Source organism: Pseudomonas sp. GW821-FHT12A04 (assembly GCF_058807755.1).
Genome location: NZ_JBXAQZ010000015.1, coordinates 53,726 through 66,620, shown reverse-complemented (window position 1 = coordinate 66,620; position 12,895 = coordinate 53,726). Strand labels below are relative to the sequence as shown.

Sequence of the window (12,895 nt, the reverse complement as noted above, 5' to 3'; positions counted from 1 at the left end):
CGGGTGTCCTTATTCCTGATCCAGGTCGGCGCTTTTCTGCGCGATGGCCATGGCCGTGAGGATTTTTCTGTAGCCGGTGAATTCGTTGCGCGCGTGCACGCTGAGGATGTTGTCGAGCAGGACCACGTCGCCCTTCTCCCAGGCGAACTCAACCATCACCTCGCGGTAGATGCCTTGCAGGTGACGAATCACGTCCTCGGGAATCGGCGAGCCGTCGCCGAAGAAGGTGTTTTGCGGCAAATCTTGTGGGCCGAATTCACGCAGCAGGTTGTCGCGGATGCTGTCCGGCAGGGTCAGTGCGTTGAAGAAGGTGCCGTGGTTGAACCAGATGCGCTCGCCGGTCAGTGGATGGCGCACGATGGCCGGGCCGTTCTGCCGGGTGCGCAGGCGGTTGCCCGGCTTCCATTCGGCCTGGATGCCGATTTTGGCGCAGTAGGCCTCGACTTCGCTGCGATCCTCGCTCTGGAACACGGTCTGCCATGGCAGGCCCATGCCGTCGCCGTAGTTGCGCACGTACATGATGCGTTTGCGGGCAAACTCTTCGCGCACCGCCGGGTCGATCCGCGCGAGGATCCGGCGGGTATCGCCGAAGGGTGTTTCACCACCGGTGGTCGACGGCGTGTCGCAGTAGAAATACAGGTGACGCGGGAACACCGGTGAATACGAGTGTTCGTTGTGCGGGAAGATTTTCTCCGGTGCCGGGTAGTCGGTGGAGCTGTAGATCTTGAACTGGCCGCTGATCTGGGTCCGTGGCGAGGCGCGGAACAGGTACTCCAGGGCACCGCCGGAAATCCCGTCGACGCAGCGGTTGAACTCGCCGATATCAGCCACCTGGAAGCCACGGAACAGGATCACCGCGTGTTCCAGCAGCTTGCTTTCGATCAGCGCGCGATTCTGGGTCGCCCATTCCACCAGGCTCACGCCGGACACGGCCGGACGGCACACCAGCGGCATGCTGAGGCCTTCGAACATCGGCGCAAAACTCACCAGCCGCGTCGGATCGGTGGACAGGCTCTTGCGGGCACCACGACCCATCTTGGGAATGGACTTGGTCGTTGAAACGGTCATAAACCCCTCCAGAAAATGTTGACGGCGGCGCTCAAAGGCGCCGCCGACTGAATCAGTCCGCCGCGGATTGCGTTGCCGGTGCGCCACGGTTCGCCGAGCGGCGCTTGATCGCCATGGCGCCGCCGAGCAACGCCTTGCGTTGCTCGCTCAAGCGCGCATCGGCACGGCGTTGCACATCGGCGGCCAGGTCCAGCAACTCACCGACCTGCACTCCGTCAGCGCGTATCAGCGCCTGGAGTACCGCCCGGATCTGTTCGAACAAACACTCCAGCGTGCTCGGCAGGTACTGGCCCACCGGCGTTTCGAAACTCAGGTGAATGTGTTCGGCATCGTTGTAGAACGCGGCGACCATGCCGATCTCGGCAGCCTGACGCCCGGACGGGAAGTCCTCGACCTCCAGGCCCTCCATCGACGACAAGCGACCTACGCCTTCCTGGTAGATCAGCTTGATGTCGAACAGCGGCGAACGGCCGGCCCGGCGCGGCAAGCGCAAGGCTTCCACCAGACGCTCGAACGGCAGGTCCTGATGGTCCGAAGCCTCCAGCACCGCCCGGCGACAGGCCTCCAGCAACTGCGCCGCCGACTGCTCGGCATCGACCTCCACTTGCAGTACTAATTGGTTAACGAAGAAGCCGACCATTTCTTCAAGCTCGGCTTGATTTCGGTTGGCGATATCGGTGCCGATACGCACCCGACTGACCTCGGTACGCTGGCGCAGGACGAGGGTGAAACCGGCCAGCAGCAGCATGAACAGCGACAGATCGCGCTGTTGGGCAAAGTCGCGCACCTGCTGGCTGAGTTCGGCGCTGAAGGTGAAATGAGCACTGGCACCCTCTTGCGCCGTGCGCCGGTCGCCATCGGCGGGCAACTCGAGCACCGCTTGTGGCTCGGCAAGGCGCTGCTGCCAGTAGTCGAGTTGGCGCTGCAACTCGCCGCCCTGCTCCAGCCACTGGCGCTGCCATTTGGCGAAGTCGGCGTACTGCACACTGTGCGCCGGCAGTTGCGGAGTCTGGCCACGGTTGAGGGTTGGATAGAGCGTGACGAATTCATTGATCAGGACGCGGAACGACCAGTCATCGGCGACGATGTGGTGCACCGTCAGCAACAGCACATGTTCGTCATCCGCGACCCGCAGCACCCGCACCCGCAGCAACGGACCGTGGCGCAGGTCGAATGGCCGGGCGACCTCCTCGCGGGCCAGTTGCTGCGCTTCGACGTCCGGCGCCGGTCGATGCCGCAGGTCGCTGGCCTCGAAGCTCAACGGCAATTGCCCGTGCACCCGCTGCCAGGCCTGGCCGTCTTCTTCGTAAAAGGTGGTGCGCAACACGGCGTGACGCTGCACCAAGGTTTCGAAGGTTCGATGCAGGGCGTCGAGGTTCAGTTCGCCGCGCAGGCGCAAGGCACCCGGCATGTTGTACATCGAACTGTCGGGCTCCAGGCTCCACAGGAACCACAAGCGCTGCTGGGCAAAGGACAACGGCTGGCGTTCGCCAGAGGTATCCGCCACCAGCGCCGGGCGCTCACAGCTGTGTTGCAGCGCCTGCACCCGGGCGGCGAAATCCTCGAGGCGCGGGTGTTCGAACAGGCTGCGCAAACTCACCGAAAGGCCCAGGCGCTGGCGGATCTGCGAGACGATTTGCGTCGCCAGCAACGAGTGCCCGCCCAATTCGAAGAAGCTGTTTTCCCGATCGATGCGACTGACCTGCAACACCTGCCGCCAGATCTGCGCCAGTTCGATTTCCAGTGCGCCTTGCGGGGCGCTGCCGACGTCGGCCTCCCAGACCTGCGGGGCCGGCAACGCGGCGCGGTCGAGTTTGCCGTTACGGTTGAGCGGCAACGCGGCCAGCAACACCAGTTGCGCCGGCAGCATGTAGTCCGGCAGGCGCTCGCCCAGGGCGCGGCGTACGGTGTCGGTGAGTTGACGGGGATCTGAGTTCAGCCATTCATCACTGGCCGGCACTACGTAGCCGATCAATTGCTTGCCACCAACGCCTTCATGCACCAGCACTGCGGCTTCGCTGATCATCGGCAAGCCTTGCAGATGCGCTTCCAGCTCACCCAACTCAACCCGGAAACCACGGATTTTCACTTGATGATCGATGCGTCCCAGGTACTCCAGCGCACCGTCCTCGCGATAGCGCGCCAGGTCGCCGCTGCGGTAAAGCCGCGCGCCCTGCGTGCTGGAAAACGGATCGGCGATGAAGCGTTCGGCGCTCAAGCCCGGTCGCTGGTGATACCGCTGGGCAAGGCCGGCGTCGCCACCGATGCACAATTCGCCGACGCAACCGGTCGGCAGCAGGTGGCCTTCGCTGTCCAGCACATACAGCGCACGCCCCGGCAGGGCTTTGCCGATGGGCACGCCAATGTGATTGCGGGTATCGGCCAGTGTGCATTCGTGGGTGCTGGACACCACCGTGGCTTCGGTTGGCCCGTAGGTGTTGAGCAGGCGCACATCGCCCAGGCCGGCGGCGTGCCACAGCTTCAGGCCCTCGAGGGACATGGCTTCGCCGCCGACGTGGACCTGACGCAAACGCCCCTTGTCCCGCTGCGGGTGTGCGGCCCACTCCTGAGACAGCAGGAACCAGTAGGCCGCCGGCAAATCCGCCAGGGTCACGCCATGCTCGATGATCTGGCGATAGAGGGTGTCGGTGTCCCACAGTTCATCGCCGCGCATCACCAGCGCCGCGCCCACGCACAATGGCGGGTAGCACTGCTCGACAAAGCCGTCGAAGCTGAACGTTGCGAACTGCAGCACGCGGTCTTGCGGGGTGAGTTGTGAATAGTGCGCCGCGATCACGCAAAACTCGCGCAGTGCCGCATGGGCCAGGCACACGCCTTTCGGGCGTCCGGTGGAGCCGGAGGTGTAGATCAGATAGGCCAGGTCTTCGGCGCTGGCGAGGTTGATCAGGTTGTCGGTGGAATACCCGGTGTCTGCGCCCGGCTCCAGCGCCAGGCGCGGCAAACCTTGCGGCAGCGCTACATCGGCCAGCAGGCCCGGTTGCGCCAGCAGCAGGTCCATGCCGCTGTCTTCGATCATGTAGGCCAGGCGCTCGGCCGGGTAATCCGGGTCCAGCGGCACATAACCGGCACCGGACTTGAGGATCGCCATCAGGCTGACGATCATTTGCGCATTGCGCCGCACCGCCAGGCCCACCCGCTGCCCCGGCGCCACGCCCTGGGCACGCAGGCGATGGGCGAGCTGGTTGGCTTGCGCATTGAGCTGGGCGTAGGTCAGGCGCTCGTCACCGACCATCACCGCCAGCGCATCGGGGGTGCGTGCCGCTTGTTGCTCAAACCGCTGATGAGTCAACAACGGGCTATCGATTGGCGGCGCCGGCGGACGGGAACACGCCAGCACCATTGCTTGCGCCTGTGCATCCAGCAAGCTGACCGCGCCCAATGCCTGTTGTGGCTGTGCGACGAACTGCTCCAGCACCTGCAACAGGCTGGCGCCCAACTGGCTGATCTGCGCGGCACTGAACCGGGTTCGGTCGAAACTGAAATCCAGGCGCAGGCTGGCGCCGACTTCGATGCCCAGGGTCAGTGGGTAACTGGTGATTTCGTGATTGTGCAGCGCACCGAAGGTCAGGCCCGCCGGCGCCCCTTGCTTGAGGGCTTCGGCCACCGGGAAGTTCTCGAACACCAGCAGGCTGTCGAACAGCGCCCCCTGTTGCCCGGCCCAGCCCTGAATGTCGTACAGCGGCACGTGTTCGAACTCGCGCAGGCTCAGGTTCAGGGCTTGCAGGTCGTTGAGCCACTGGGCCACCGACTGCCCCGCTTGCGGCGCGGCGATGATCGGCAAGGTGTTGATGAACAGCCCCAACTGCTGCTCGATGTCCGGCAGCGGCGCGGAGCGTCCGGCAATCGTTGCGCCAAACGCCACACAGGACTGGCCCGTGTAGCGTTGCAACAGCAGGCCCCAAGCGCCTTGCAACAAGGTGTTGAGGGTGATTTTCTGCTGGCGGGCAAAATCGCTCAGGCGCTGTAGCGCGGCGCTTTCAAGGGTCAATTGATGTTCACCCATGCCGTACCCATGGGCAGGCGTCGGCAAGGCTTGCGCCAGCAGCGTCGGCGTTTCCAGCGGCGCCAACGCTTGTTTCCAGAACTGCTCGGCGGCCAGCAGCGGCTGCTGTTGAATCCAGCCCAGATAGTCGCGGTATTGCCCCAACGGCCTGGCCAACGTCTGGCCGGCATAGTGCTGGATCACTTCGCCGAGCAACTGCGCGTTGCTCCAGCCGTCCATGAGGATGTGATGGCTGGTATGGATCAGGTGCCAGCCTTCACTGCCCCGGCGCACCAGCAGCAGGCGGAACAATGGCGCGGCGCTGAGTTCGAAGCCACGGCTGCGCTCCTCGGCGGCCAGTGCATCGAGATCGATGTCGGCTGCTTCGATCACTTGCAGTTGCAGGTCGATCTGGCGATGAATCACCTGATGCGCGCACTCAAGCCCCAGCCAGTGAAAGCTGCTGCGCAGGATGTCGTGTCGGTTGATCGCGGCCTGCCAGGCCCGGCCGAATGCCGCCAACTCCAGCCCCTGGATGTCCAGGCGCAATTGATTGATGTAGGCCTCGGCCTGGGGTTCGTACAGGGTGTGGAACAGCATGCCCTGTTGCATCGGCGTCAGCGGGTAAACGTCCTCGATGGCCGGCGCCGCAACAGGCAAGGCATCGAGTTGTGCCTGGGTGATGCGCGCCAGTGGGAAGTCCGACGGCGTAACCTGGCCTGGCGCTGTCGCGCAGCAATGCTCGATGAGTGCCTTGAGTTCTTCGGTGTAGGCATCGGCCAGTCGCTGCACCGTGGACTCGGCAAACATGTCACGGCTGAAGCCCCATTGCAGCGAGAGCTGCCCGCCATAGACCTGGCCCTCCACGGTCAGCCAGTTGGCCAGTGGCGCATCATCGCCCTGGGCCTGCCCGCCGCTTTCCGGGGCCGGGACGAACAGCGCGGCGTCGTCGAACTGACGGTCGAACTGCCCCAGGTAGTTGAAGGTGATCCGTGGCGCCGGCAAGTCTTGCAGGGCCTGGCGCTGCGCCGGTTCGCCCAGGTAGCGCAGCAGTCCATAGCCCAGGCCTTTGCCGGGAATGGCGCGCAGTTGCTCCTTGATCGACTTGATCGAATTTACCACCCCGGCCTCGGGTTGCAGGCGGACCGGAAACAGGCTGGTGAACCAGCCGACGGTGCGGCTCAGGTCGAGGTCGTCGGACAGGTCTTCGCGGCCGTGGCCTTCCAGCTGGATCAGCGTCGAGCCCTGCCCGCTCCAGCGGCAGATGACCCGCGCCAACGCCGTGAGCAACAGATCATTGACTTGGGTGCGATAGGCCGCCGGGGCCTGTTGCAGCAACTGGCGGGTCAGTTCCTCATCCAGTTTCGATTCGATCTTGTGCCCGTGGCGCTGCTGCAAGCTGCCCTTGGGGTTGTCGCACGGCAGGTCCCGGGCGTCCGCCAGTTGCGCCTGCCAGTACGGCATTTGCCCAGGTAAGGTGCCGGCATGCTGTTGCAGATGTGCGGCCCAGGCTTGATAGGCGCTGGTTTTCTCGGGCAGCGCCACTTGCCGGTAAGCCTGTTGCAAATCTTCGAGCAACACCCGCCATGACACCCCGTCCACGGCCAAATGATGAACCACCAGCAACAGGCGCTGACTGCCATCGTCGAGGCTGACCAGCAAGGCGCGCAGCAGCGGCCCGCTTGCCAGATCGAGGCTGCGTTGGGCTTCATCGCACAGGGCGGTCAAGGCTTCGGTCGAAGACGCCCGACGTTGCCACAATCCAGCTGACTCGACTGGCGCCGCGTGGCGCTGCTGCCAGCCTTCGGCACCGTCGATGAAGCGCAGGCGCAAGGCGTCGTGGTGGTTGATGACGGTAACCAAGGCCTGCTCCAACACCTCAGGATTCAACGCGTCCCGGGGCGTCAACAGCAGCGACTGGTTCCAGTGCTGACGCTGGGCGATGGCCTGTTCGAAGAAGTAATGCTGTGCCGGGGTCAGGATCACCTCGCCACTGACCGGGCCTTGATCGACAGTGCTGCGGCTGTCGAACGCCGCGACCAGCGCCAGGCTACGCACGGTCTGGTACTGGAACAGGTCGCGCGGGCTGAGGCGAATGCCCGCCTGGCGGGCACGGCTGACCACCTGGATGGAAATGATCGAGTCGCCGCCAAGCTCGAAGAAATTGTCTTCGAGGCCCACGGGTTCCGCGCCCAATACGTCCTGCCAGATCTGCGCCAGCGCGATCTGCATCGCATCTTGTGGCGCAACGAATGCCTGTTGCGGCGTGGCATCGGGCGGCGGCAAAGCCTTGCGGTCGAGCTTACCGTTGGCGGTCACCGGCAAGGCGTCCAGCGGCATCAGGTAGGTGGGCACCATGTATTCCGGCAGGCTGTCGAGCAGCCAGGCCTTGAGGGTTTGCGGCCACTGCGCATCGGTGTCGGCGTTTTCCAGCACCAGATACGCCACCAGATGCTTGCCGCCCTGCACCAGCACCACGGCCTCACGCACCAACGCATGCTGCATCAGCCGGGTTTCGATTTCCCCCAGTTCGATGCGCAGGCCGCGCAATTTGACTTGATGGTCGAGGCGCCCGAGGTATTCGATCACCCCATCGGCGCGCTGCCGCACGCGGTCGCCGGTGCGGTACAAGCGCGCACCGTCATGGAAGGGGCACGGCACAAAACGCTCGGCGCTGAGCGCCGGACGCCGGTGATAACTGCGCGCCAGCCCGGCGCCACCGAGGTACAACTCCCCCGCCACGCCGGCCGGAACCGGCAACAATTGTGCATCCAGCACATGGGTGCGCAGGTTGGCGATGGGCTGGCCGATGGGCACGCTGTCGGCGCCTTCGTCGATGCAGGTCCAGTGGGTGACGTCGATGGCCGCCTCGGTCGGGCCGTAAAGGTTGTACAACCCGGCACCCGGCAGCTTTTTGAACACCTGCAATTGGGCATCCAGCGGCAAGGCTTCACCGCTGCAGACGATGCGCTTGAGGCCGGCGCACGCCTCGACACCCTGCTCGTGGATGAACGCCTGGAGCATCGAAGGCACAAAGTGCAGCGTACTGATGCCGTACTCACCGATCAGGCGGATCAACCGCGCCGGTTCACGATGCGCCCCCGGCGGCGCCACCACCAGGCGCGCGCCGGTCATCAGCGGCCAGAAGAATTCCCACACCGATACGTCGAAACTGAACGGGGTCTTCTGCAACACCGAGTCGCCGCCATCCAGCCCGTAAGCCTGCTGCATCCAGCACAAGCGGTTGACCAGCGCCGCGTGACTGTTGCCGGCGCCTTTGGGCTTGCCGGTGGAGCCGGAGGTGTAGATCACATAGGCCAGGTTCAGTGGATGCACTTCAACTGGCGGGCAGGACTCGCTGTAGCCGTCGAGCCAGTCTTGCTCCTGATCCAGGGCGATGACCTTGACGCCCTCGGTGGGCAGTGCGCCGAGTAAAGTGCTTTGGGTGAGCAGCAGGCCAATCGCACTGTCTTCGATCATGTAGACCAGGCGCTCAGCCGGGTATTCCGGGTCCAGCGGTACGTAGGCACCACCGGCCTTGTGAATCGCCAGCAGGCCGATGACCATTTCCAGTGAACGCTCGACACAGATCCCCACCAGCACATCCGGGCCGACACCCTGCTCGCGCAAGCAGTGCGCCAGTTGATTGCTGCGGGCGTCGAGTTGCGCGTAGCTGAGCTGACGTTCGCCAAACACCAGCGCCGGCGCGTCGGGGGTGCGTCGGGCCTGGGCCTGGATCAATTGGTGCATGCACTGCTCGACCGGATAGATCTCGGCGGTGCGGTTCCAGTCCTGTACCAACACTTGCTGCTCATCCGCCGTCAGCATCGGCAACTCGCCGATTTTTTGCGTCGAGTCGTCGACTATCGCCTGCAACAGGCGCGTCCAGTGCCGGGCCATGCGCGCGATGGTATCGGCCTCGAACAGGTCGCTGGCGTAGGTCAGCGCGGCGTGCAGCTTGCCGCCCTTCTCCCAGGTGTCGAGGGTCAGGTCGAACTGGGTGGTACGGCTTTGCCAGTCGATGCTGCCCAGCACCAGGCCGGACGCGGTGCTGACCGAGGCCATGTCGGCCACATGCGGCTGGTGGTTGTACATCACCTGGAACAGCGGCGTGTGGCTGAGGCTGCGCTCCAGTTTCAGCGCTTCGACCAAGCGCTCGAACGGCAGGTCCTGATGGGCCTGGGCGCCAAGGGCGGTTTCCTTGATGGCGCGCAGCAGGTCGTCGACCCGGGTCTGGCCGTCCAGTTGGGTACGCAGCACCTGGGTGTTGACGAAGAAGCCGATCAAGCCTTCGATTTCCGCGCGGTTGCGGTTGGCGATGGGCACGCCGACGCGGATGTCGGTTTGCCCGGTGTAGCGATGCAGTAAAGTGTTGAAAGCGCCGAGCAACAGCATGAACAGGGTGATGTTGTGCTTCTGTGCGGTGCTGCGCAGTTGCTCGGCCAGTTGCGCCTGGACCGCGAATTCGTAGCGGGTACCGCGATAGCTCGGCATCGCCGGGCGCGAATGATCCAGCGGCAGTTCCAGCACAGGATGTTCATCGCCCAATTGCGTCTGCCAGTACGCCAGTTGCCGCGCCTGCTCGCCCGCCTCCAGCCAGCGGCGCTGCCACAGGGCGTAGTCGCTGTACTGGATAGGCAGCGGCGTCAGCTGCGGTTGCGTGCCGGCATCGAAGGCGTCGTAGCAGCGGATGAATTCGTCGATCAGCACGTTCATCGACCAGCCGTCGGAGACGATGTGGTGCAGGGTCAGCAACAGCACGTGCTCAAGCCCTGCGAGCTTGAGCAAGGTGACCCGCAGCAGCGGACCGGTCGACAGATCGAACGGCAGTACCGATTGCTGTTCGGCGGTTTCAGCCACGGCACGCTCGCGCTCCTCGGCGGGCAGTGCGCTGAAATCCACCTGCTCGATGACCAGCGGCGCGGTGGCCGGGACTTGCAACAGGCTGTCATCGGCCTGACGAGCGAACACCGTGCGCAGGGTTTCATGCCGCGCCACCAGGCTGGCGAACGCCTGCTCCAGCGCCGACAGGTTCAGGCAACCGGTCAGCCGCACCGCGCCCGGCAGGTTGTAGGCACCGCTGAGGGGATCCAGTTGCCAGAGAAACCACATGCGTTGCTGGGCGTACGACAGCGCGTGGCGATCCTCAGCCTCGATGCTGGCCGGAATCGGAAAACGGGCGAAATCCACGCCCTCCTTGTGCAAGGCCGCAAGGAACATTTGACGCTTTTCCAGGGGCAACCCGATAAACCGGCGAGCGAGTTTCAAGGAGTCTTCAGCATTCATCTATCGGCATCCGCATCAGTAGGCAGCAGGCGCAAGGGCGCGTCGTCCCTATAAAACGAATGCAGGCGGGAAAAATTAGCGGATGGGAACAAGTATCAGGAGGGAGTGAAACGCGAAATTCTGGGCCGCTGAAAATCAAAAATGTGGGAGCGAGCTTGCTCGCGATAGCTGTGTGTCAGGCACCATTATTGCCGGCTGACACGACGCCATCGCGAGCAAGCTTGCTCCCACAGGGATCGGGTAGAATTTTGGAGTGGTGTTAACCCACGGCAGCCATGGAAAGCCGCCGATGATGCACCTCAAGCTGATCCTTGATCACCCGCAGCACCTTCGCTTCCTGCTCATGGATGAAGAAGTGCCCGCCAGCCAGCATGTCCACCGAAAAACTGCCACGGGTTTCCTGGCTCCAGCCGATCAACTGTTCGGTGGTGGCGCGGTCGGCCTTGCCGCCGAGCACGTGCACCGGGCACCTGAGCAACGGGCGCTGCACCGGCTCGAAACGCCCGCACAGCAGGAAGTCCGCGCGCAACACCGGCAGGGTCAGGCTCATCAACTCTTCATTGGCCAGGATCTCTTCGCTGGTGCCGTTGAGGGTGCGCAATTGCTCGATCAGTTCGGCGTCGGTTTTCGGCTCGGCATACTGACGGTCGTAATCGGCGCGCAGCGTCGGTGCGGCGGTGCCCGAGGCGAACAGCGCCACCGGTTCCGGGCAACCCAGCGAGCGAAACGCATGGGCCATCTCGCAGGCCAGCAGCGCCCCCATGCTGTGGCCGAACAACGCGTACGGCGCCTTGAGCGTGGCTTTTTGTTCCTGGGCCAATTGCAGCGCCAGGCGGCGCATGTCGGTGTGCAAGGGCTCACCGTAGCGCGCGCCCCGCCCCGGAAGCTCCACCGGTTGCAGCTTGAGCCACTCCGGCAGTTTTCGCCGCCAACGGCTATAGACCATGGCACTCGCGCCCGAATAGGGCAGGCACAGCAATGTCAGCGGGGTCACCGGGCTTTCCTCGAAAGTTATCTGTAAAGAGAACGGATGAGGTGCCCAAAGAATTAGCCATGTGAGTAACCCTGTGGGAGCGAGCTTGCTCGCGATAGCGGAGTGTCAGTCGACATCATGAGTGCCTGACACACCGTCATCGCGAGCAAGCTCGCTCCCACAGGAGGCTGTTTCCAGCATTGAATCTTTATTTCAGATGGCGATAGCTCGGGATTGCCGAACCGAGCACCACTGCCCCCGCCGCAATCGCCAGCCAGAACCCGCTGCGCGCGCCGAAGGCGTCCACCAGCCAGCCGGAGCCGGCGGCGCCGATCGCCACGCCGATGCTCAAGCCGGTGACCAGCCAGGTCAGGCCTTCGGTGAGTTTGGCCGGCGGTACGATCTGCTCCACCAGAGCCATGGCGACAATCAGCGTCGGCGCGAAAAACAGGCCGGCGACAAACACCGCCAGTGACAAACCGAAAATGTTCGTCGCCAGCAGCAACGGCAAGGTGGTCACCGCCGTCGCCACCCCGCCGTACAGGAACAGGCGCGCCAGCGGCACTTTCGAGCGCAGTGCGCCGAACGCCAACCCGGCCAGGCACGAGCCGATGGCGTACACCGACAGCACGATGCTCGCCGCCGCCGGTTGGCCCTGATGCTGGGCGAAGGCGACGCTGACCACATCCACCACGCCGACAATGGTGCCCATGGCGACCATCAACAGCATCAGCAACTGAATGTCGCGGGAACGGATGATTGAACCCTGGTGATGCTCTTCATGGGGATGCACCGGCGGCTCCGTGCTGCGCTGCAGGACGAACGCGGTGACACCGATGGCCAGCGCCAGCAAGGCCGCCAGCGGCCCGGCCTCGGGGAATGCCACCACGCACAACCCCACCGACAGTGGTGGCCCGACAATGAAGCAGACTTCGTCCAGCACCGACTCCAGGGCGTAGGCGGTTTGCAACTCGGGGCGGCCGCGATACACCTCAGTCCAGCGTGCCCGCACCATCGCCGACATGCTCGGCATGCAACCGGCCAGCGCGGCGAAGAAAAACAGCGTCCAGTGCGGCGCCTGCAACCGCGTGCACAGCAACAACAGCAACAGTGCCCCACCGCCCAGCAACGCCGATACCGGCAGAATCCGCCCCTGGCCAAATCGATCCACCAGCCGCGACACCTGCGGCGCACAAAACGCCGTGGCCAGGGCGAACGTCGCCGCCACCGCGCCGGCCATTGCATAGCCACCCTGCAACTGCGAGAGCATGGTGATCAGGCCGATGCCGGTCATGGAAATCGGCATGCGCGCGATCATTCCGGCCAGCACGAATGCGCGGCTGCCGGGGGCTTTGAATAACTCTCGATAGGGGTTTGCCATGGGACGGGTCTCATCAGGGGACTGCACGTTGCCATAAGGGCTGATTGCGGGGGAAGCGTGGAATTGTTGGTTGAATGTGAAGGCCCCATCGCGAGCAAGCTCGCTCCCACAATGGCCGGCGTACACCAATCAACTGTGGGAGCGAGCTTGCTCGCGATGGGGCCAGAACAGACAACTCACCTCC

4 protein-coding genes are annotated in these 12,895 nt (G+C 64.2%); all 4 read right to left on the bottom strand.

The features are described from left to right. Window positions 1-9 precede the first annotated feature (9 nt). The 4 genes from AC1RS8_RS22740 to AC1RS8_RS22725 all read right to left on the bottom strand — a co-directional run bounded on the left by AC1RS8_RS22740 (window position 10) and on the right by AC1RS8_RS22725 (window position 12,711). On the bottom strand, window positions 10-1,068 hold the full coding sequence (locus AC1RS8_RS22740) for a TauD/TfdA family dioxygenase (protein ID WP_090456919.1): 1,059 nt from the start codon (window positions 1,066-1,068) through the stop codon (window positions 10-12). Window positions 1,069-1,120: 52 nt separating this feature from the next. Continuing rightward, window positions 1,121-10,357, bottom strand: a complete 9,237-nt coding sequence (locus AC1RS8_RS22735; RefSeq protein WP_493163642.1) for an amino acid adenylation domain-containing protein — start codon at window positions 10,355-10,357, stop codon at window positions 1,121-1,123. Window positions 10,358-10,616: 259 nt separating this feature from the next. Beyond that, window positions 10,617-11,351 carry a thioesterase II family protein gene (locus AC1RS8_RS22730; protein WP_057713933.1) on the bottom strand — a complete coding sequence of 245 codons (735 nt, stop codon included), beginning with the start codon at window positions 11,349-11,351 and terminating at the stop codon, window positions 10,617-10,619. Window positions 11,352-11,538: 187 nt separating this feature from the next. Next, on the bottom strand, window positions 11,539-12,711 hold the full coding sequence (locus AC1RS8_RS22725; protein ID WP_057713932.1) for an MFS transporter: 1,173 nt from the start codon (window positions 12,709-12,711) through the stop codon (window positions 11,539-11,541). Window positions 12,712-12,895 lie beyond the last annotated feature (184 nt).

What these genes read in the sequence shown, in the direction of transcription:
- AC1RS8_RS22740 (WP_090456919.1), bottom strand. Translation starts at nt 1,068, where the DNA reads ATGACCGTTTCAACGACCAAGTCCATTCCCAAGATGGGTCGTGGTGCC.
- AC1RS8_RS22735 (WP_493163642.1), bottom strand. Translation starts at nt 10,357, where the DNA reads ATGAATGCTGAAGACTCCTTGAAACTCGCTCGCCGGTTTATCGGGTTG.
- AC1RS8_RS22725 (WP_057713932.1), bottom strand. Translation starts at nt 12,711, where the DNA reads ATGGCAAACCCCTATCGAGAGTTATTCAAAGCCCCCGGCAGCCGCGCA.